The organism is Vibrio sp. QJM3NY_21, assembly GCF_057785975.1.
On sequence record NZ_CM173513.1, the window covers coordinates 1,541,200 to 1,561,884 of the forward strand.

Consider the following 20,685-nt stretch of genomic DNA (forward strand, 5'->3'; position numbering starts at 1 on the left):
ATGGGAATGGGTTAGATATAAGGAGAGACGCTTGGAGATTATCGCGGAGTATAAGCCAACCGGACATCGGCATCAGTTGGGGACATTAGATATCGCGCTGCTGTTGAATACCTTAGAGCAACGAGGTCTCGATATTGAAAGGCTACTCAATGATGTGGGTTTGCCGAACATGGATTGGCGAGACCCGAATGGAAAGCTGACTTACGCTGATAAACTTGCGTTGTTTAGCGCGGCTAATCAGAGTTTTCCTCACGATGGTCTAGGGCTTTGGTTGGGTGAACACGCTAGCTTGAGCCATTTTGGTGTGTTGGGTTATGCGTTGTCGACCAGTCAAGATGTAGCAGAGGCAATCAAATCAGGCTTTAAGTATCTGCGTTTAAATGGGCCGATATTTTCTGTCAAGTTGCTTGTAGATTCGGATCTGGCAGCGATTCAAATTGAAAATACGTTAGAGGTGGGCGACTTGCTGCCTTTTTGTAGTGAGTATTTCCTCAGCTCCATTGTGTCTCTGTTTAAAGAACTGACCGGAGAGCCACTTTCAATAAACCAATTGTCGTTACCTTATGCGCGACCCAATTACGCAGAGCGATATCAAAGCCGTTTCGATTGCCCTGTGCATTTCAAGCAAAACATGTGTGAGCTGCGCTTTGATGCTTCCGTTTTATCACAACCTTTGCTGACTCACGATGCGACCACGTTAAAACGCTATCTCGCGTCTTGCCAGTCGATAGTGGAAACGCTGGACTCTGAGCATCTGCTGACTAACCAGATCAAAACGATTTTTTATCAAACTGCAGGGAGTTTCCCGAATATTGAACAACTCGCTGACGAATTTGGGTGTAGCTCTCGCACGCTCAGGCGAGAGCTAGTGACCCATGATTCCAGTTATCAAATATTGCTTACCGAAGTTCGAGTGGAACTCGCTAAAGAACTATTGCTCGGTACAACCATGAGCATTGATGACATCGGTGAAAGGCTCGGTTATAGCGATCCTGCAAACTTCAGAAGAGCGTTTAAAGGGTGGCTCAATAAAACGCCTGCGCAGTTCCGTAACGGTTTAAGTTAAAGCGTTACTTGCTAAAAAACTGCTCCCTGAAATCGGATACTTGCTGCTGATAGTAACTGTCCCAATCTTGTTGAGTCCAAGTGGCATAACTTGAGGAACGCTGAGAGCCTAAGGTCGCTTTGAGCTGATCCAGTTGCTCGTGGTAAGTCATCACTGTTTGTTGCTGTTGCGCGACTTGTTGTTCTCGTGCGGCAATGTTATTGGCCTCAGTTTCATCTAAGTAGGTCTCTTGAAGGTCCGCTTTGACTGATACTATCTCAGCAGGGCTATAGCTGCTGGGTATCAAAGAGACTGCCAATTCATATTTTTGAAGCTGTGTTTCGGCGTTTAATGTGCCCGTATTGTTTTGCCATTCACTAAGCAAACCTTGATAGTTGGCCAAAAACTGGCTCGCTTCGTTTTCTTTAAGGGTGTTTGCGTCGAGCGTAAAATCTAGATGCGCAAACTGGTCTGCGAATAGCTGGTGGGCCAACTCGCCCCATACTTGCTGTGCAGACTGCTTGAATAAGGCCACACGATCTTCAAGAGTTTCTATGGATTCTAGTGGGATAGTGCTTTGGGCTAATTGCCAGTCGACTGATAGCTGCGGATAGTCGCTCAGTAACTCAAACCATATACTCGGCAACTCTGATTTCAATCGTGCGAGTTGCTCAGTGCAGTCATCGCGTTGTTGGCAAAGCGCCCAGAACCCATCGAGTTCATCGAATAGAGCTTTACCTTCAAGTTCGCTTAAGTTTTCAACATGCGTTTCTCCGCCCGATGATTCTGCCTCGGCTTGTTTGTTCTGCGATGCTGCATTTCCCGAACTGGCGGTTGCCGTTGGTGTGGAATTATCGTCATCAGTTGTCGTAGAAACATACGGCTTAGTTTCTGTGTGTTGAGCAGAAGATAGCGGCGTTTCGTTCGTTTTTGATGACCACGAATAGCCAATAATGCTCGCCGTTAAGACGAGCATTAGGATTAATATAACTCGATGCATTATGGGTTCACCGAGTTACTTGATCACGGCGCTAACAGGGAAGTGGTCTGAAAGGTTGTAGTGCTTCCATAACTCACTGCTTGTTGAACGAGGAACATCAACGCGGTTATTGTTGTGAGTTTTTTGTGCGTACTCCGAACTCACCACTACGTAATCCAAGTATTCGACGTTTTCCCCGCCAGACATAGGTTCGCCCGCAAAGTTGTTGATGCGTGGGTCAAAGGTAGACGCGGTGTAACCAGAGTAGGTTGGTTCATCAGCCTGCAGGTTAGCGAACATCTGTTGGTAGTCGCCTGGGAACTTCAGCTTGTTCACGTTGAAGTCACCGCTGTAAATAACCGTCTCTGAAGTTGGTATTTCCAGTGATTGAGCAAGCTGACGCATCTGTTTAAATTGACGCTGTCGGTAGTCACGAGCGGTGTCCGTATCGAACGACGCGGTGTGAGTGCCAAACACATGGTAAGCCTGACCATTTTTGATGACCTCAGCGTAATTCACGCCCTTATCAGCGAAACAATCTGTGCCTGTACAATCAGGGAACACGTATTGCGCTTCGTTGACAATAGGGTAGCGGCTCACAATGACCACGCCACCGTCATAGATGTTAATCCCATCTTTATCGAGCATTTTGGTTTGGTACGGGTACTCTTTTGCAAGTTCACGCAAGAATTCATCTCTGCCGTTAGCAAACACCTCTTGTAGCGCCAACACGTCGTAGCCTTTTACATATTGAGGGAGAAGATCGTAGCGGTCACCAATATGCGAAGCGATGGCAGGTAGCGCCCAGATGTTATAGGTCATGACTTTGAGTGTATTGGCATCCGGCTCTGGTTGCTCATCTACTTTGGGTGGGGTGATGGTGTAATAAATATCATCGTAGCGCGCCGTAGAATCGGCTTTAAGTGCAAGCTCTGCATTGACCCCGAATGCATCGGTTGTGCTGCGATGAATATTACGATCGTCATGCAGCGTTAGGTTGACGTCTACGGCACTTAAACCATGTTGCAGTGTCGAGTTGTACCAATGACCTTGCATGGTTTGATTGAGCGTGACACTTTCTCCCACAGCGTTCGATACTACAGTGTCAAACTCGTAGGTCTTCCCAGATTTCACACCAGTCCAGCGATTGAAACTGATCAGCTTCTTCGTCTCCCAAGGGCCAATCTGTTCAACATGCTGTTGCCACTCATCACCGAATTGAAGCTGGTCAGTACCTGTGTGATTGGTTTGAATCGTCATTACTTGGCTAGTGTTATTGGTCAGGTACACATCGGTATCTGCAATAGCCGAGGTTGAAATGAATGAAGCTGATGCAAGTAATGCACTCAGGCAAGTCCATTGATTTTTCATTTTCACGTTATCCTTACTGATTGGTTTAAAGAATAACGTAGTAAAGAGTTATGACATTGGAGTTATAACTCTATCAGAATTATCCAAATATTAGATATATGCCATGGTTTTATAAATTCGATTACTCATTGATAATTAACATATTGCTTTGTCGGAATGATAAGTGATACGCGCGCACGCTAACAAATAGAGGAACGATTTGGGTTTGAGGGTAAGTCACTAGTGGTTGTTTTCGTGGAAATCATAGGTCGGTAAATAACCAGAAATGGATGCTGTGAATCACGATAAGGAATAACGCTAACCGCCTTGCTCTATCAGCAAAAATTTTGCCATTGTTCAGTAAACAGATTCCTCAAAAACAGGTATGATAGTGTCGTTTTTAATCCTGAACTGGGAAAGTCATGGCAAAGTTAACACTCCAAGAGCAAATGCTTAAAGCTGGCTTGGTAAATGAGAAAAAATTAAAGAAGGCGAAAAAAGGCTCTAAAAAGTCTCGCGTTCAGTCTCGTGAAGCAAAAGCGGCAGCAGAAGAAACTAAACTGGCGCAGCAAGCGAAAGACAAAGAGTTAAACCAACAGTTGAAAGAACAGCAGTTGAGCAAAGAAATTAAAGCTCAAGTGAAGCAACTGATTGAGATGAACAAGATCGAACAGAAGAATGGTGAGATCAAATACAACTTCACCGATGGTACGCTAGTTAAATACCTTTACGTAGAAGACCTGACTCAAAAGCAACTAAGTAAAGGTATTCTAAGTATCGCGCGTCAAGGCGAAAGCTATGTTGTTATTCCTACTGCGGTAGCGAACAAGATCGCGATGCGTGACGAAGAATCTATCGTTGATACTCAAGCTTCAAGCTCTGATGAAGTAGACGAAGATGATCCGTACAAAGACTTCGTGATCCCAGATGATCTAATGTGGTAGTCCTCGACTAAACCACTATCTAATTCGTCAATTACTTGTGGCGTGAAGAAGTATTAAAAGCCCCGATGTGTCTTGCATCGGGGCTTTTTCAATGTTGGCAACTGCATAGAATTATTTACGGGCTCATCTGAACCGGTCATGTCTCTATATTTGAGAAATAATTCATTGCCGGTGTCTCACTTACGACCGCTTTACTGGTAAGTAGCTAAGTAGCTAAGTAGCTAAGTAGCTAAGTAGCTAAGTAGGTAAGTAGGTAGGTTACCTACTAAGGCTTTGGCCAGCTAATCGGCAACAATGTCTGCGATGTCGAAAGTTGAGTCTTGTTGGTTGTTTTTAAGTTGATGATATTCGAGCTGATATTGCTCATAGCCATCAAAATAGCAGTCGCCGATTTCATTGCGTGGGCAAATTTGTACATCGTCTCTTGCGACCAGTTCAGTTGAACAAGATGGGCAATGTTTCATAGATCCTCCTGATGGAATCCCAGTGTATAACCGACTCCATTAACTCAAACTTTTGTTTCGTTGTGATTTCATTTTTAAGTCAAGTAGCGGGTTTATTTGTCATAACCCCGCTACTTGTTGCTGTGCTTGACCACAGAAAGGAGCAGCGATATAAGGTGCTTCGTGTTCGACAATGCTGTTTATTGGATGCTACATATATTGAAGCGAGAGCGGCTACCTCCACCTAGCATTTTCACATTCTCTTTGTTGCTAAGTGCCTTCCAGGCGGTACTTTCTTCCGCACTGAGATTTGAAGGTTGATAATCTAAGTTAGCGTATCTGGATACAACCACTTGTTTATCCATGCTTTCAGATAGGCTATCGATTACATTAGTTGTCACTTTCCCATCGGAGTAGGCCATGACCAAAACTTCATCATTTTCCTCAAGCGCTGAGACTAACGTGCTTTCATTGTCTTTGCTGTATTGAACATCACTGTAACCTTGGTCTGCGTCTGTCTGTTTGCCTGAAATTGAACGATAAAGAAGGCTCTTTTTACGTTTATTTAAGGAGCTAATTGGGGTCTCATTCTGCTTGCTATAAATATTGACCACTTTAATATCGTTTTGAGCAGCGTATTTCAGAATTGAACTTTGGTTTCCGAGTCCTCGGCGTGTTATCGCTGGTGAATTTTGCAAGCTTTGAGATAAGCGTTGTTCGGTAGCATCAACGATAACAATCGCAGGTTTGTTACCTTCACTTATCGATTTCTTTAGTACTTGTCTAACTTCGATATGTGCCATTTTCCCTTCTACAGTATCCCAGTTCGGTGCATGCTGAGGTGTTGCGGATGGTCTTGTTTCAAGCGTATATGGCTTGTAGTCGTAGTGCTCTTTCGGCCAATAAGTATTTCTTTTTGCTTTTCCCAAATCGTCAGCCAAATGAAATTCACTCACGATCTTTTCATTTTTTAAATACGCCTTAGGTTTTTCTTGTCCTAGCGCTTTCCATTGGAAGTACATCTCTTCACGAAGGTTGATGATTGACTGCCTGGCACTACTGATTTCCGTAACGGGATCTCGACCGTGTTCAGCATTGTTGTAGTGAGTAATTCCTGTGGTCTGATATTCATAATTTGGAATCACATACTCTGTCGCTTTATTGGTGTCTGGGTGTCGGTGAGACAGAGGCGCATTACCTTGAGGTACGGCACCGGAAGAGAAGTCTCTCGCGTGTATGAGTTCATGGCCTAATGCGACGGTTTGATCAAACGCTGTCTCTGTTCCTGGAATATTGACCATCTCCGTGGTGGAGAAGTAAACCGTATTCGAGACCCCCTTACCATTAAACTGTCGCTGCCAAGCTAGCGAGGCCTTTTGTTGATCTTCAAATATAGAGGGTATCGTCTCAAAGAGTCTTCCTGGTCCTTCTGGTTCTCTTATCACAGTGACAACCGTAGTATTAGAGTGGTCGATCCCCATTGTATGTTCAATTAATGGTTCAACATCGTCGTGAGGCGCATTGACCGGAACGTAGGTAGCGATTTGTCGTAAAATTTCTCGTCCAGTTTGTGACAACTGTAGCTTGCGTATTAACACGCTTATATCTGCAAGGTATGCGTCACTCTTTGTTTGCACGTAGAGATTTCTAGACATCCGATAAAGTTTACCGTGGGTGTCTGAGTTGTACCCAGCAATCACTTTTACGCCATCCGGAGCGTCATAAAAGAGGCCGAATTCTGAGCCTTTTCCAGCATATACATTCATTGGGTCAACAAGCATTAAAAGTACTGAAAGCGTTAAGAACATTCTATTTTTCATTGGCTTATTCCTCTAATGCGATTTGTAATTCAATCCAATCTTCGAGTTCTTTGAGGAGCAGATGGTTGAGATGTGGGAGCATGGTGAATTCTTCTTGTTTAATAATTAACCCAAGCTGCCCAATCGCAGACTCGAGATCTCCTTGGCTCAACGCTATTTTTATGTTCGCGAGTTGGGTCCAGAGGGCATGTGAAGATACATAGCCTACTTGTTGTCCCAGCTCATCTTGATGCTCATCGGAAAGGTAGCTCAGGTGCAGAGGGGAAAGCGTGCTGTTGAACAGTTGATGTTGACTGTTAGGAGATACATTGAATTCTGACAGCTGATGTTGCGCGATTTGTAGATAGAGCGAAAGATCGCCTAATAAATATTGAAGTTGGTTGGCATTCGTCGTCTTCATTGCCTTTTCAATGATGCTTTCAATAGCGCTTTGAAAGTTTTGATCAAAGTTAGTGCTTGGCTGCGACATCACGTCATCGAGTATGTCTGCCATTTTAGGGGCATAAAACCTAAGGTTTGCTGCAGAGTATACACTTGGATACGGTAACGAGTAATTGAGAGAGCGGATGTAAGACATTGAAATAGCGAGCTTGAATTGAGGTTGAATAAAATGTTTAAAAATTTCATATTGTTTGATTTGATCTAACACTCCGCCGCTCGGTCGCTCTGTTAGCAGCAGTTCATACCAACGGCTAATCTCATACCAACTTTTACGAACATTTGGATCAGAGCTGTTAATTCCTTTGCTATCTAAGTATTCGCTGAAAGGCGTTTGGTAGCTAAGAATCTGGATGTTCGCTAACTCGGACACTAGCTCTTCAAATAGTTTATTCGAGGACTGGCCAGATATATAAGCGCTAGCGGTGTTGATTAGCTGAGTTCTAAATAAGCCTACTGGCCAACCATTAACAACCCTCGATGCAATATGCTGTTCGACATTAAATTCTACCTTTTTTAGCAACAATTCGGATAAATCAGGATCCTTTTTAGGGTGGTAAGTATCGTACAATGGACCAGAGTCTTTACATGCATCTAGAGAAGCTTGAATACCGCCTGGGGCAATGGAAGGAACACCCCAGCAAGTTCTTGCGGGGCGGACTTCTATAGTTGCTGTACTGAGTTGTTCCTCGCTCAGGTAATCGATATCCCACATTTCTTTCGCATACTCTCTCAATCCACTTTGCCTTACTTGAAATTCCAATATACTTCGGTTGATTTTGCTGTGTGTAATGATCGATACCATGTGAGGCTTTGACCTTTCTATGAGCCGTTTAATTGTGTTCTCTCTATGTGTGGATAGTCGGCGCAAAGCAATTTCAACAAGTTCTCTTTTCTTGCTATGTATATTCAAAGCGAGCTCGTTATAGTCATCTGCGTTCAGTTTATTAATCAGATCATCGATGCGTGCTGGTCCTTCAATGCGAATGCAGCGTTCGAGCGCTGTTAAAGAGTCTTGAGCATTTTGGCATAGCGGCTGGTGTAGATTTGAATTAGGGGAAACATGTCCGATTGACTTCAACAGTTCTAAATCAATTCGTGCCATTTGTTTAGATAACTGCCTGTCATACGCTGAAGCTAACCGGCGATACTCAGTGTCTGCTTCAAGAAGTAGGTTATCTATATATATAGAGGCAGTGAGCTTGACATGATCGTCGTATTTATTGATGAGTTCGATGGCATCTTGTTTTGAATGATGGAAACGAGAAAATTCTGATGAGTGGTTGGTAAACACGTAATGCGATTGGTTTTCAAATTCGGTGATTTTTTCTTTGGCTGAGAAGTACTTAATGTCATTCGATAATAGGTTTAGCTCATCACCAACTAGAGGAATGAGAGAAAAAATAGAAGCCGTTTTGTCGAGTTGAGTCGAAGATTCTTGAGAGAATGTTTGGACCATGTTGTCGACCCAAAAGCCCACCGCAACAGCATCTCCGATTGGCCCTAAGACTTCCAAAGTAGAAGAACCGGCCTGACCCAACCGATTGATTAGGCTTTCTTGGCTCAACGAGCTTTCGAATGTTTGTGGGACGTTAGCCAACGCTTTTTCTGTTTGTGGCCATGCTGATGTGAAAGATTGCGTGTGCGCATCGTGTTCAAGTTCGCCTAACGCAGTACCAAACTGTGGTTCCAAATAAAGCTCATTTCGAGACCATAAAGAGGCACGATCATTGTTTATTGTGTCTAGTGATTGGGTATCTTGAACTCCATTGCTTAAGCAAAGCGCGGCTGACATGGGGCTGTATAGTATGGCGACAAACCGCCATAACGTGTTTTTGTTTTTCATAGTTAACTTTTTCTTGGGGTGAATAGCTGGCCGTATTTATCGAGATAAAGGTTCACCCATAAACAAGAGCCTCGTTTGGGTGCCGATACGCAGGAGTGTTTTGGCTTTTTTGATTGAGGGGTTGCAAAAAGCTCACCACCAGTGTGGTGAACCTAGATTGGGGAATATGAGTTTGCTTACTGCTGCACAGGGTTAATCACAAGTTGAGCATCTAGATACCCAAGTTGAGCGAAAGTGTCAGGGTTGAAATCAGTCACTATTTTAATATCACCCGCGTAGTAGGTTTCGTGATTGTTGAACGTCGTTGTATCGAATGAATCAACAGAATGCTCAGCGCCGATATCTATCATCCCTGAATATTGAGATTCAGCACTGAATTGACCAGACACGTGAGAGTAGAACGGTCGCACACTGGCACCTGCGGCATATTGCATGCTACTCAGCCCATTTGTGTTGATTGCCCAACTCCAGTCCCACCATTTCATTTCACCAGGTATATAGCGATGGTCCCATTGGTAGCGAATATTGGCTTGCTTTTCGCTGTTGGTGCCCATCGTAAAGGTGTGCGAGACAGTAGGGCGGTTTGTTGGGTGGGAGCTTAGCGCATTGCCGCTATAACGGAGGAAACCTGTGAAGTTCGCGTCGTAACTCATGCTCGTTTTGATACGGTATGGGTATGAAATGGTAGAGCGCAAGAACTCAACCTGAAAGGGAAGTACTGAGTTCGCTGGTACAGTGATGATGGCTTGTAGGTCAGTCGGCTCAAAGCGAGAGCCACTGTTGGTATCAGAGAAGCGCTGGCCTTCTTCTAGCACGACTCTTACCTCTGTTTTTCGAACTTGCGGCCAATGAAAGGTCTCATCAATGACGACTGAATCAGCAAGGTCGAAGCGCTGTGTTTTACTCCATTGTGTTGATTGCTTAAAATGAAGGTCAACGACGATTTGTTTCGGCTGATCAGTCTTGTTAATAGCATAAGCTGTAAGGGTGTTGACCAGCTCTTGGTTCGTTTCTTCTACCGAGCCGTGCCAAAACGCAGTGTTATCGAGTACGTAAGAGAAGTTATCGACAGTGATGGTTGTCTTCTCATTACAACGCTCACCGGTACAGCTTCCATTGTTATTCCCTTTGATCTCCCAACCATTGTTAAGCGGTTTTATTGCCATATCTTGACCGACGTAACGCCCGTTATTACCGCTAACCCAAGCGTACCCAAGACTATGAGCTAAGTAACTTAGCGGCCTGATAAAGTTCGTGTCGTCATTGACTAAAGCTCGTTGAACTTCAAGGTTACTGTTCTCTTGAATAGCTTGTGCTTCGTAGTATGGCAAGCCCGCTTCTGGTGTATTGGGGTAGCACCAGGTTTTGTCGCTTGGTTGACCTGGTTTAATGAGGCCATGATAGCCGGAGCCCATGATCACCCAATCATGCTGAAGGCCAACAACGTCCCAAACATTCATACGGGATATCAGTGCTGTTTTATGTTCTTGAGCTTCTGAATTGTTGAGAGCGCGATAGTCGAAACGACAGATATCTTCTCCAAGTTTATCTAAGACGATTTGGTCTGAGTATATCTTCGCATGAGCAGTAAAAGAGATTACCGATAGGGCAGTGCTAAATAGAATGGTTCTACTGACGTTAATCATTGATAAGTTCCTAAATGCCATTATTTGGCTATTTTTATTAGAATCGAGTTATTAGATTTTATTGATATTATTTAAAGCCGAGGGTTACTAGCGGGGTGTACTCTGTCATATAAAACAATGCCAAAAATACTGAAATGAATTGAAGATAAATACTTATAATTATCAATTGGTTATGTTGATTGGAATGTTTTTTTATAAAGGGTTATTGCGATTGTTTTCAATTAGTTTCAACTATCAAAATATTAGGTGGTTGATTGTTGAACGTTTATATTTTCGTAGCCTGCTATTTGAAAAATTGGCTGAGTGATTAGCTAGTAGGAATGGTTGCCGAACGGCAAGAACAGACGTAAATGAGAGTAAGAAATGGTGTTGTGATAGGCAGGATCAAAAAATGCAGCCAATAACCTTTCGGTTGTTGCTGCATCTTTGTTTTATATGGCTCTAGTTAACTCAATTGAACGTGTTTAAGCATCACCTGGCTGTTCGCGTTTACTGTTCCAACCCATAAAGTTGTAGATGTTGTAACGAGCAAAGCCTATCTGTTCATGCAAAGCAAAATCTGTGACCGCAAAGTTGTACCATAGTGGCAACCACGAAACTTGAGCTGCCATATAATCGGCTCTTACTGGAATAACATTTAAGCCGAAGTGGTTGAAGTAGAGCTCGCTGCGACGAATATGCAGGCCAGACGAAACTAACACAATGTTATCGAATTTATGATGCTTCATTAGGTCACTAGTGAGCTGTGCATTCTTCCAAGTGTTTACGCTATTTGGCTCTTGAATGATGTCACGTATTGGAACGCCAAGTCTCAGCAATTGTTGTTGATAAACTTCTGCTTCAGTTACACCATTATTTTGTGCATCGCCACCACTGATGATCACTTTGCATGTGGTTTGGGTTTTGGCGCAATCTTTATATTGGCTTGCCGCTTCGTTGATTCTGCCGAAAGAGAAAAAGGCTGGCTCGAACTCTTGCGTGCTTTTAATTAACTGCGTTCCCGCGCCCAGAAGAACAATAGCGTTATTGCCAGACCATTGGATATCAGGCTTACTTTCGTAATCAGTTTGTAGGTCGTTCAGTAAGTAACGAGGAATTAAGCCTGAACCAATCAACACAAATGACGATATAAGAACAAGAGATAAAAACAGAGAGGTTTTTCGCCACTGAAGTAAACGTGTAAAGCCTACGAATAGCAGAAGAAGTAATAATATAATAAAGCTCATGAGGATCCTGTTATCGAACTGGTGCCAAGATGATGTGACATACTGAAGCGGTGCATCATATCTCAGTTATGTTAATCATTCATAGATAACTCATTGTATTATTGAACAAATGCACGATTTCTTTCTATCAAGAACAATCATCGATGAGAGCATTCGAAAAACTCGCTTTATTATTGTTCGATAATCCCATTCTAAATATAGGTATATAAATCAAGAAAGTTATTTAAACCTTATTTCGTGTTATTTGATTTATCTGCTCATCGGTTTCCGTTTTTTCAACTCGTTAACTCAGCTTTCAAATTCTTAAACTACCAAATCTTCAAGCTCTTAAATGATCGAGCTCTCCAGTTTTCAAGCTCTTAAATTATCAAGCTCTCAAGTTATCAAGCTCTCAAAGTAATGCTGAACAAATTTAACGAACACTTGGTGTTTCTTTGCAGGATAAATAACTTGCGGATAGAAAAGGTAAATACTGTTGCCTTGTTGCAGGCATTCATCAGGCAGCACTCGCTCTAATTCTCCAAGCTCGACCTCTTTTGCGACGTAATAACTTGCGATACGGATGATGCCACTGCCTGCCATAGCTTGTTGCTTAAGTAAGTGGTTGTCATTACTTGAAAGCCAGCCGGACACATCAATATTTGCCGATTTTAAAGGCCACTCGGTTTGGTGCAGCGTTGCTAAGCATTGATGGTCATTTAAGTCGTTGGCATTGTTGGGGCGGCCAAACTGATCAAGATAGCCGGGAGTCGCGACTAAATCATGCTGATAGCTAATCAAGTGTTTCGCCACCATGTTGTCAGGTGGCGTATTGGTGGCGCGAAACGCGATATCGATATCATCTTGGTTGAGATTAAAGTTGGTGTAGCTACTGTTTATCTCGAAGCGGATCTCAGGGTATTGTTGCCTAAACCGTTGGCAGATATCGAATAGATATACCTCAGTAAACATCTTTGGCGCAGTGAGGCGTAATAGACCTTTTACGATGTCATGTTGCTCCGAAACGCTGCGTTCAAGCTGTAAGACTTGCGAGCGAATCGTTAAGCCTTGTTGTAACGCGCGGTCGCCTTCTTGGGTTAAACGAACACTGCGTGTGGTTCTGACCAAAAGCGGGCACTGTAAGTCGTTCTCTAAACGTTTGATCTGCTCAGAAAGGTAGCTCTTAGAGATACCGAGCTTTTCGGCTGCCTTGGTAAAGTTGAGTTGCTGAGCAAGTTCTACAAACAGGATCAGTCGTTCTATTCTTTTGTGTTCGTTCATTCGCGCGTTCCTACCAATCTATTGTTCGTTATATCAAACAATCATTTCGTAACTAGCATATTCTGTTTTCTTAAAAGAACAATATGATAGAAGCATATTTCTGGTCAGCAAATCTTCTAAGCGAGAATCGATATGACGAACAGCATTGAATCTACAAACAAAACGAATGAGAAAAAGAGTATCCCATTATCAAATTATCTGCCGAATGTTGGCCAAGTTGCCTATGGCTGCATGGGGCTCGGTGGTGGTTGGAATGATAATCTAGTGACAAGTGCGGATGTTGCTCAAACACGAAGCGTAATCGACACAGCATTAGAATCGGGTATTAATTTATTCGACCATGCGGACATCTATACCTTCAGCAAAGCCGAGCAAGCCTTTGGTCAAGCATTACAACAAGCGCCTGAACTGAGAGAGCAGATGTTCATTCAATCTAAGTGTGGGATTCGTTTTGAAGGTGAGGGCAATGTTGGTCGTTATGATTTCTCGGCTGATTGGGTAAGCCAATCGGTAGACGGTATCTTGAATCGTTTGAATACAGAAAAACTCGATGTGCTGTTACTGCATCGTCCTGATCCTCTGATGGAACTCGATGAGCTGGCAAGAGCGTTAGAGTACTTAAAAGCGCAAGGTAAGGTCGATTTCTTTGGTGTGTCGAACATGAACAGCCACCAAATTCAGTACCTACAATCTGCGCTCGGGCAGCCCATTGTCGCGAATCAAATTGAGATGAGCTTAACCAAGCTGGATTGGTTGAATGATGGGGTGATGATTAACTCGCAAGGGCATCATCAATCAGATTTCGCCGCAGGCACACTAGAACATTGCCAAATGAATAACATCCAACTGCAAGCTTGGGGCTGTTTGGCACAAGGTCGATTTGCTGAGCAAGGTTTGTATTCAGAACATGAAAACGTGAAAAAGACGGCGCACTACGTGGCTCAGTTAGCGAACCAATATGGGGTAGAAAGTGAAGCGATTGTGTTGGCATTTTTGCTTCGTCACCTTGCTCGTATCCAACCTGTTATTGGTACCACAAACCTAGAGCGAATCAAAGCTTCATCAGTAGCGACTCAGATAAGTCTGTCTCGTGAAGAGTGGTACAACTTATACGTGTACTCACGTGGTCAAGCACTGCCATAAGGAATGAACATGTTGAATCAAAAGATCGCACAACAGTTGGTGTCTAACGCTCTCGATATTGCTGAGCATCATCAACAAGCAATTGCGGTGAGCGTGTGTGATACGCACGGAGAGTTATTGGCGTTTATTCGCATGGATAATGTGAGCGTACAAGCCGGGTTGTTAGCACAGAACAAAGCTTATACGTCTGCAAGAGACAGGCAGCCAAGTGGTAACTTAGGTGTTTGGGCGAGAGAAACTGGTAAAGACTTAAGTTACTGGACCGACTCAAAGATCACTGGCTTTAAAGGCGGTGTTCCCATTGAGATAAAGGGGCAGGTGATTGGCGCAATTGGCATCAGCGGATTGAGTGAAGATGACGATGAATCGCTCGCCGAAAAAGTGATCCAACGAGTGCTCTAAGCGCTGTTGCTTGTGAAGTAACTGAAGCTAGAAACGACAAATAATAAAAAACCGATGCATGTGCATCGGTTTTTTTGTTTAAAGAGACTCAAGTTAATGAATCAATTGAATCCATTAAGCGTTCGCTTGTTCTAGATCCTGTTGCTTGTCTTTCTTACCCAATAGGCGACTTGTGATCGTACCGGCTGTCATTGCACCAGATACGTTAAGCGCTGTACGTGCCATATCGATAAGTGGTTCGATAGAGATAAGCAGTGCTGCAATCGTTACTGGAAGCCCCATAGCGGGTAGCACGATAAGTGCCGCGAATGTTGCACCGCCACCCACACCCGCGATACCGAATGAGCTCACTGTAATGATAGCAATTAGAGACAGAATGAAGTTGATGTCCATTGGGTCGATACCAACCGTAGGCGCAACCATGACTGCTAGCATTGCAGGGTAGATACCCGCACAACCATTCTGACCAATCGTCGCACCGAAAGTAGCAGACAGGTTAGCAATCGCTGGTGGCACATTTAGCTTAGTGATTTGAGCTTCAACGTTCAGTGGAATCGTTGCAGCAGAACTACGTGAAGTGAAAGCGAACGTTAGGACCGGCCAGATTTTTTGGAAGTACTCTTTCGGGTTTACACCAACAAAAGAGACCAACACACCGTGAACGACGAACATCAGGATAATAGCTACGTAAGAAGCAACAATGAAACCCAGTAGGCTTAGGATGTCTGAAGCACTTGATGTTGCAACAACTTTCGCCATTAACGCCGCGATGCCGTATGGCGTGAGTGCCATGATCATCTTAACTAAGCGCATAACTATAGATTGCGCAGCGTCAACGAAAGTACGGATCGGTGATTCTAGCTCTTCTTTCTCAGCCATTACTTTACGAGCAGCAATACCTGTTAGCACGCCGAAGATAACAACCGCAATGATTGAAGTAGAGCGAGCGCCCGTTAGATCAGCAAACGGGTTAGTCGGAATGAAACTAACCAGCATTTGTGGAATGGTTAGATCTGAAACACTTCCCATGCGGCTTTCTAGTGTTGCAATACGAGCTGTTTCACGAGCGCCCTCTGTTAAGCCTTCAGCAGAAAGGCCGAATGCTTGAGCCACTGCAATACCAACAATCGCAGAGATCGCTGTTGTGGCGAGTAATACTGAAATAGTGATACCAGAAATCTTGCCCAGTGAACCGCCTTTTTCAAGCTTCACTACAGCCGCAATCATTGAAACCAAGACTAATGGCATGATTACCATTTTAAGCAATCCAACGTAACCACGACCAACGATGTTTACCCAGTCTAGCGTCTCTTTGATGATGGGATTGCCTTCACCAAATAGCAGCTGTAGACCAAGACCAAATGCACTACCAAAAACTAAACCAAGTAAAACGAGGCGAGAAAGTGTGTTTTCTTTTTTCTGCTGTCCGTAGAGAAAAAAGAGGATACCAGTGAATACCGCTAAGGCAGCGATAGCTGAAAATGACATTTGTTTTCCTTATGAATAACTCTAAATCAATTAAGCACCTAGATGTATAGGTGTCAGTACTGCTGCTAAAATAACGTTCTGTTACAAAACGTAAAATAAGGAAAAGTAATTTATTAGAACGATTAGTAATATCCACTCAATGGGATGGGTGGATATTCAACATTGTGATGAATAGGTGAGCTTTTTAGCGATATTTTGCCAATAAATTGAGCATGTCACTTGACGAGTAAATTTCGGTATTTTTAAAATTATTTTCGAATAATCGGAACAACATTGCCTTCGCGACGTCTTCCGCTTGAATAGGGCGTAGGTTTTTGAACTGACCAAACATAAAGGGAGAGACTAAAGGAAAGATGCTTTGCAGGAGTTTTTCATCGGCTCTTGGTTCATCACGTTCACCAACCAGCGGCCCCGGACGTGCGATGAAAAGCTGCTTGAAGCCAATACGTTTTAAGTTTTGCTCCATTTGCCCTTTGCAACGAAGGTAATGTGAATAAGAATCTGGTGAAGCGCCATAGCTCGAAACAACGGCAACGCGTTGTACTCCAAGAAACTTCATCGACTGTGCAACCTGGCTAACCAATTCAACATCGACTTTGCGAAGTGCTTCTTTTGACCCTGCCTTTTTCTTAGTCGTACCTAAGCAGATAACGCCAAGTTTAGGCGTCGCATTCGTATCATCCCAACTCGTGACTTGCAGGTCATTATGAATGAGTGTGTGGAGTTTATTGGAGTCAAATTGTGCATGGAGTGATCTTCGGGATAACGCATAGATATTGTCGACCGCGGGCTCATCAATGAGCTGCCTCATCACATGATGACCAATTAGCCCTGTTGCACCAGCCACAACAACCGATGTTTTGTCTCCAGCAATGCTCATTCTAATCCCTTATTCACTCCACAAGTGCTTGTTTAATATAAACAGTGTTTGAATTTTAAGCGAATAAAAGTTTGTTAAACGAGTGGTCAGTAGTGTGTGGGGAGTCACCTGTTTATGGAAAAGAGATGATTTAGTTTGGCTTGACGCATAAGTACGGCGTTAAACATAACAAAGCCCGCTGGGCGACGGGCTTTGTTACTTACTTTACTGCTTTCTAGGTGAAGGATAGTGGGATTTTCCTTACCTTTTTGCTGGTTTTCTTACTTGATTTATTTGGTTTTCTTTTACTAGAGTTTGGAATCATTACACCTCCTAAATCGTTGTTCTGTTTTGTCTTTCAATCGGTTGTCTTTCTTTGTGTAGCGTCAGTGTTGTGGGCATTCACTGTATGGGTACTTATCAATGGAGAGATTAATAAGTACTTTAGATAAAGCATAAACGATGCCAAAATGTAAGTTATTGATAAATCTATTATCAGTATTGTCGGTGTTTTAGAGTTCGTCAATTTGATTGTCAATTTGAGAAAAAATCAGCGTGATCTGTTTAAATTAAGAACACTCTCTACGGTTTCTGTTACTTAGGCATAGATACAGCATTGCTTAACACGTAAACTGAGTCGTAATTCACATAGACCAAGGACGTGCTATGAACCTCAAGCTTGATACTCTTGCTCCCACTCAGATTTATCACCTGATGACACAAACCGTTGTTCCTCGCCCGATCGCGTGGGCATTGACAGAATCTTCTGACCAAGAGTACAACCTAGCGCCTTTCTCTTATTTCACGCCTGTTTCCAGCAATCCGCCGCTACTGATGTTATCGGTTGGGAAAAAGCCTTCAGGTGAAATCAAAGACACCACTCGTAATGCCCTTGAAACGGGTAAGTTGGTCATTCATATTGCTTCTTCAAGTTCTGCCGAAACAATGACAGCAACAGCAGCCACTCTCGATCATGGTGATTCTGAAGTCACCGCGAATGATATTGAGCTGGTTGAATTTGAGGGCTTTTCTTTACCGAGAGTAAAAGAGTGCGCGGTCGCTTTTGGCTGCACTTTGTACGAAGTAAAAGAAGTTGGAGAGGTGCCACAAAGCCTTATCTTTGCTCAAGTCGAAACCGTGTACATTGCCGAAGACGTGATCGATAAAGAGAGTGAACGTCTTAAGATTGATGCGCTGGCATTGGATCCACTGTCGAGACTTGGTGGTGGTGAATACGCGACGCTTTCTAATGTGTTCTCTGTTGCTCGCCCAAAATAGCCAATCCTAAATTTACGTACCTAGAATAAGCGTTTTTAAAAACTATGTTAGATACCCAATACTCGCAGTACATCCAACACCGTATTGACCAAAAAACCAAGCCACTCGGTGCGCTTGGCTTACTAGAAAAAGTCGCACATCAATTAGCTCTGATTCAAAGCCAAGGCAAAGAAGCTGCGGTTGAACATATCGAATTGAACAAGCCAAGTATTATCATTTTTGCTGGCGACCATGGCATAGCAGATGAAGGTGTGAGTATTGCTCCAAGTGCCGTGACACAGCAGATGGTGTTGAACTTCTTAAGCGGTGGCGCGGCGATCAATTGCTTCTGTGCGGTGAATAATATCGATATCACGGTAGTCGACACGGGGATATTGTTGCCTGTGGAATCTGACAGTGACATGTTGATCTCTCAGCGCTTGGGTACGCGAACCAATAACTTTGCCAATGAAGCGGCAATGAGTTTAGAAACGGTTGAACGTGGCATTGAACTGGGTACAGAGCTTGTATCTAGAACCATTTCAAATGGCACCAATATCATCATGTTCGGTGAAATGGGCATCGGCAACACCAGCAGCGCTTCAGCGATTTTAAGTGCGCTAGCAAACCGTACTGCCGTTGAATGTGTTGGCCTAGGCACTGGCATCAACAATGAACAGCTTGCACGTAAAGTGGCTGTGGTTGAGCAAGGTGTATCTCGCTGCAAAGGCATAGATGCGAAAGAAGTTAAAGATATTAAAGAGGTACTAGCACAAGTCGGCGGCTATGAAATCGTTCAAATGGTCGGTGGTTTCCTTGGTGCATACCAAAACAGAACACCGGTATTGGTCGATGGCTTTATCGTGTCGGTTGCGGCGTATGTCGCGACTTTAATAGAGCCAAGTTGTCGTGACTACATGATCTTCGCTCATCGCTCTGAAGAGTCTGGTCACAAGATTTTGCTAGAGCTGCTCGACGCTGAGCCACTGCTCGATCTTGGATTGAGATTAGGCGAGGGCACAGGTGCAGCTCTAGCTATGCCAATTATTCGTGCGGCAGCCGAGTTCTACAATAACATGGCGAGCTTCGAAAGTGCTGGAGTCACGGTTTAATGAGTGATGCGCCAGAAAGATCGTTGAAAGGTCGAGTCACTTATCAGTGGGAGCTGTTTGCGCTGGCAATGGGCTTCTTTTCTCGTTTGCCAATGCCGAAGAACACGCCCTATTCATCAGAGCGAATGAATCGTTCTGGGCGCTACTTTTCAACGGTTGGTTTGTTACTTGGTGTTCTTTGTGGCGGTGTGTTCTTGCTACTTGATGCCATATTGCCGAGTGCGGTGGCGATCTTTTTGATGATGAGTTTTAGCTTGATGCTTACTGGTGCTTTTCATGAAGACGGCTTAACCGATATGGCGGATGGCATCGGTGGCGGCATGACATTGGAACGTCGCTTAACCATCATGAAAGACAGCCGAATCGGCACTTACGGCGCGTCTGCGTTGATTATGGCTTTGCTCGGCAAGTGGGTGTTATTGAATGAACTCATAAGCATGACCGGACTGTTTATGGTCATCGTCACGAGTTATACCTTTAGCCGTGCGATTGCGGCTTCCCTTATCTACGACATGCCTTATGTCAGCGATTTGGACACCAGTAAAAGCAAGCCATTGGCCAATAAGCAAACGAAAGGCGAGCTTGTCTTTTTATTGCTTGTTGGCGTTCTGCCAAGCCTGTGGTTTGGTCTTGAGTTCGCTTTGATTTTATTTGTCGTCGCCTATCTGTTCAGAACAGGTTTTAAAAAGTGGTTAATGGCGCGAATTGGCGGCTTTACTGGTGACTGTTTAGGTGCGGCTCAACAGTTGATGGAGTTACTGGTTTACCTTGTATTCATTACTACATTTTACAATGGCTTTCGATAACGGTTTCCTATGACAAACACAAATCAAACAATTCAATCAAGCCAGCGAAACAGCCATCTGGTATTGGGCGGGGCTCGTTCTGGCAAGTCGAGTTTTGCAGAGCAACAAGCATTATGTGCGTTTGAAGCATGTTCAAATGGACGCCTCAATTATATTGCGACAGCGACATATCTTGATGATGAAATGCGAGAACGAATCACTCACCATCAACAACGTCGTGGCGAGCAGTGGATTGAGCATGAAGTACCCGTCGAGTTAGCCGAAACACTTCAGTCTTTTGAGAAAGACGATGTGGTGCTGATTGACTGCCTAACATTGTGGTTGAACAACATCATCTTTGAACTGGGTGATGATGCAACCAATGACCAGGTTGAAGCCGTGGTTGAAGTCTTGGTCAAAAGCGTAGAGCAAAGCCCTGCGCAAATTATCATGGTCTCTAACGAAGTCGGTTTAGGTGTGGTACCTCTGGGTAAAGTGTCGCGCTTGTTTGTCGACAATGCGGGGCGAATGAACCAAGCATTGGCTCGCGTTGTCGAACGAGTTACGTTGATAGCCGCCGGATTGCCACTGCACTTAAAACCATCTAATCAATCGCTTGATACTCAGGGTTAGGTCGCGCAC

The 20,685-nt window shown here is 43.8% G+C and carries 18 protein-coding genes; 8 read left to right on the top strand and 10 right to left on the bottom strand.

Going from position 1 to position 20,685, the window contains the following annotated elements; translation table 11 throughout:
• The first annotated feature begins 31 nt into the window (after positions 1-31).
• The gene (locus AC3CID_RS07020; protein ID WP_488527171.1) at positions 32-1,066 is read left to right on the top strand and encodes an AraC family transcriptional regulator; all 1,035 of its coding nucleotides are present in this window, start codon (positions 32-34) and stop codon (positions 1,064-1,066) included.
• A 4-nt stretch (positions 1,067-1,070) separates the two neighbouring features.
• On the opposite strand, the gene AC3CID_RS07025 is transcribed toward AC3CID_RS07020, so the two are convergent.
• Together AC3CID_RS07025 and AC3CID_RS07030 are read right to left on the bottom strand one after the other, a co-directional pair.
• Positions 1,071-2,021, bottom strand: a complete 951-nt coding sequence (locus AC3CID_RS07025) for a chromosome partitioning protein ParA (RefSeq protein WP_488527279.1) — start codon at positions 2,019-2,021, stop codon at positions 1,071-1,073.
• Between the two features lie 39 nt (positions 2,022-2,060).
• Positions 2,061-3,395: a sphingomyelin phosphodiesterase gene (locus AC3CID_RS07030; protein WP_488527172.1), complete on the bottom strand. Its 1,335-nt coding sequence runs from the start codon at positions 3,393-3,395 to the stop codon at positions 2,061-2,063.
• Positions 3,396-3,796: 401 nt separating this feature from the next.
• Here AC3CID_RS07030 and AC3CID_RS07035 point away from each other — a divergent pair, with 401 nt between their 5' ends.
• Positions 3,797-4,318, top strand: a complete 522-nt coding sequence (locus AC3CID_RS07035) for a DUF2058 domain-containing protein (protein ID WP_004734880.1) — start codon at positions 3,797-3,799, stop codon at positions 4,316-4,318.
• Positions 4,319-4,599: 281 nt separating this feature from the next.
• On the opposite strand, the gene AC3CID_RS07040 is transcribed toward AC3CID_RS07035, so the two are convergent.
• The 6 genes from AC3CID_RS07040 to AC3CID_RS07065 form a co-directional block, all read right to left on the bottom strand.
• The gene (locus AC3CID_RS07040) at positions 4,600-4,782 is read right to left on the bottom strand and encodes a hypothetical protein (protein ID WP_017077989.1); all 183 of its coding nucleotides are present in this window, start codon (positions 4,780-4,782) and stop codon (positions 4,600-4,602) included.
• 179 nt (positions 4,783-4,961) lie between these two features.
• On the bottom strand, positions 4,962-6,542 hold the full coding sequence (locus AC3CID_RS07045; RefSeq protein WP_488527280.1) for a M91 family zinc metallopeptidase: 1,581 nt from the start codon (positions 6,540-6,542) through the stop codon (positions 4,962-4,964).
• A 43-nt stretch (positions 6,543-6,585) separates the two neighbouring features.
• Complete coding sequence (locus AC3CID_RS07050; protein WP_488527173.1) at positions 6,586-8,865, bottom strand: hypothetical protein; 2,280 nt, start codon at positions 8,863-8,865, stop codon at positions 6,586-6,588.
• A 176-nt stretch (positions 8,866-9,041) separates the two neighbouring features.
• Positions 9,042-10,511, bottom strand: a complete 1,470-nt coding sequence (locus AC3CID_RS07055) for an aerolysin family beta-barrel pore-forming toxin (RefSeq protein ID WP_488527174.1) — start codon at positions 10,509-10,511, stop codon at positions 9,042-9,044.
• 464 nt (positions 10,512-10,975) lie between these two features.
• The gene (locus AC3CID_RS07060; protein WP_054546453.1) at positions 10,976-11,737 is read right to left on the bottom strand and encodes a YdcF family protein; all 762 of its coding nucleotides are present in this window, start codon (positions 11,735-11,737) and stop codon (positions 10,976-10,978) included.
• A gap of 375 nt (positions 11,738-12,112) precedes the next feature.
• Positions 12,113-12,997 carry a LysR family transcriptional regulator gene (locus AC3CID_RS07065; protein ID WP_488527175.1) on the bottom strand — a complete coding sequence of 295 codons (885 nt, stop codon included), beginning with the start codon at positions 12,995-12,997 and terminating at the stop codon, positions 12,113-12,115.
• Positions 12,998-13,129: 132 nt separating this feature from the next.
• Here AC3CID_RS07065 and AC3CID_RS07070 point away from each other — a divergent pair, with 132 nt between their 5' ends.
• Both AC3CID_RS07070 and AC3CID_RS07075 read left to right on the top strand, forming a co-directional pair.
• Positions 13,130-14,140 (top strand): aldo/keto reductase, encoded by a 1,011-nt coding sequence (locus AC3CID_RS07070; RefSeq protein WP_488527176.1) that lies wholly within the window; start codon positions 13,130-13,132, stop codon positions 14,138-14,140.
• A gap of 9 nt (positions 14,141-14,149) precedes the next feature.
• Positions 14,150-14,542, top strand: a complete 393-nt coding sequence (locus AC3CID_RS07075; RefSeq protein ID WP_065205371.1) for a GlcG/HbpS family heme-binding protein — start codon at positions 14,150-14,152, stop codon at positions 14,540-14,542.
• A gap of 114 nt (positions 14,543-14,656) precedes the next feature.
• Here AC3CID_RS07075 and AC3CID_RS07080 read toward each other — a convergent pair whose 3' ends face one another.
• Positions 14,657-16,030: an L-cystine transporter gene (locus tag AC3CID_RS07080; protein WP_017077997.1), complete on the bottom strand. Its 1,374-nt coding sequence runs from the start codon at positions 16,028-16,030 to the stop codon at positions 14,657-14,659.
• Positions 16,031-16,214: 184 nt separating this feature from the next.
• Positions 16,215-16,910 (bottom strand): NAD-dependent epimerase/dehydratase family protein, encoded by a 696-nt coding sequence (locus AC3CID_RS07085; RefSeq protein ID WP_054546449.1) that lies wholly within the window; start codon positions 16,908-16,910, stop codon positions 16,215-16,217.
• Between the two features lie 645 nt (positions 16,911-17,555).
• On the opposite strand from AC3CID_RS07085, the gene AC3CID_RS07090 reads away from it, so the two are divergent.
• From AC3CID_RS07090 to cobU, 4 genes are read left to right on the top strand one after another with little or no spacing between them, the layout of a single operon-like run.
• The gene (locus AC3CID_RS07090) at positions 17,556-18,167 is read left to right on the top strand and encodes a flavin reductase family protein (RefSeq protein WP_488527177.1); all 612 of its coding nucleotides are present in this window, start codon (positions 17,556-17,558) and stop codon (positions 18,165-18,167) included.
• A 44-nt stretch (positions 18,168-18,211) separates the two neighbouring features.
• Positions 18,212-19,258: a nicotinate-nucleotide--dimethylbenzimidazole phosphoribosyltransferase gene (gene cobT / locus AC3CID_RS07095; RefSeq protein ID WP_488527178.1), complete on the top strand. Its 1,047-nt coding sequence runs from the start codon at positions 18,212-18,214 to the stop codon at positions 19,256-19,258.
• Positions 19,258-20,064 (top strand): adenosylcobinamide-GDP ribazoletransferase, encoded by an 807-nt coding sequence (locus tag AC3CID_RS07100; RefSeq protein ID WP_488527179.1) that lies wholly within the window; start codon positions 19,258-19,260, stop codon positions 20,062-20,064. The genes cobT and AC3CID_RS07100 overlap by 1 nt, the downstream gene beginning before the upstream one ends.
• 9 nt (positions 20,065-20,073) lie before the next feature.
• Positions 20,074-20,676, top strand: coding sequence for a bifunctional adenosylcobinamide kinase/adenosylcobinamide-phosphate guanylyltransferase (gene cobU / locus AC3CID_RS07105; RefSeq protein ID WP_171327312.1), 603 nt, complete (start codon positions 20,074-20,076; stop codon positions 20,674-20,676).
• Positions 20,677-20,685 lie beyond the last annotated feature (9 nt).

Excerpts from the sequence above, each read along its gene's own strand:
- AC3CID_RS07100 (WP_488527179.1), top strand. The coding sequence starts at position 19,258 with ATGAGTGATGCGCCAGAAAGATCGTTGAAAGGTCGAGTCACTTATCAG.
- AC3CID_RS07030 (WP_488527172.1), bottom strand. The coding sequence starts at position 3,395 with ATGAAAAATCAATGGACTTGCCTGAGTGCATTACTTGCATCAGCTTCA.
- AC3CID_RS07035 (WP_004734880.1), top strand. The coding sequence starts at position 3,797 with ATGGCAAAGTTAACACTCCAAGAGCAAATGCTTAAAGCTGGCTTGGTA.
- AC3CID_RS07060 (WP_054546453.1), bottom strand. The coding sequence starts at position 11,737 with ATGAGCTTTATTATATTATTACTTCTTCTGCTATTCGTAGGCTTTACA.
- AC3CID_RS07070 (WP_488527176.1), top strand. The coding sequence starts at position 13,130 with ATGACGAACAGCATTGAATCTACAAACAAAACGAATGAGAAAAAGAGT.
- AC3CID_RS07025 (WP_488527279.1), bottom strand. The coding sequence starts at position 2,021 with ATGCTCGTCTTAACGGCGAGCATTATTGGCTATTCGTGGTCATCAAAA.
- cobT (WP_488527178.1), top strand. The coding sequence starts at position 18,212 with ATGTTAGATACCCAATACTCGCAGTACATCCAACACCGTATTGACCAA.
- cobU (WP_171327312.1), top strand. The coding sequence starts at position 20,074 with ATGACAAACACAAATCAAACAATTCAATCAAGCCAGCGAAACAGCCAT.
- AC3CID_RS07050 (WP_488527173.1), bottom strand. The coding sequence starts at position 8,865 with ATGAAAAACAAAAACACGTTATGGCGGTTTGTCGCCATACTATACAGC.
- AC3CID_RS07085 (WP_054546449.1), bottom strand. The coding sequence starts at position 16,910 with ATGAGCATTGCTGGAGACAAAACATCGGTTGTTGTGGCTGGTGCAACA.
- AC3CID_RS07065 (WP_488527175.1), bottom strand. The coding sequence starts at position 12,997 with ATGAACGAACACAAAAGAATAGAACGACTGATCCTGTTTGTAGAACTT.
- AC3CID_RS07090 (WP_488527177.1), top strand. The coding sequence starts at position 17,556 with ATGAACCTCAAGCTTGATACTCTTGCTCCCACTCAGATTTATCACCTG.
- AC3CID_RS07040 (WP_017077989.1), bottom strand. The coding sequence starts at position 4,782 with ATGAAACATTGCCCATCTTGTTCAACTGAACTGGTCGCAAGAGACGAT.
- AC3CID_RS07080 (WP_017077997.1), bottom strand. The coding sequence starts at position 16,030 with ATGTCATTTTCAGCTATCGCTGCCTTAGCGGTATTCACTGGTATCCTC.
- AC3CID_RS07045 (WP_488527280.1), bottom strand. The coding sequence starts at position 6,542 with ATGCTTGTTGACCCAATGAATGTATATGCTGGAAAAGGCTCAGAATTC.
- AC3CID_RS07055 (WP_488527174.1), bottom strand. The coding sequence starts at position 10,511 with ATGATTAACGTCAGTAGAACCATTCTATTTAGCACTGCCCTATCGGTA.
- AC3CID_RS07075 (WP_065205371.1), top strand. The coding sequence starts at position 14,150 with ATGTTGAATCAAAAGATCGCACAACAGTTGGTGTCTAACGCTCTCGAT.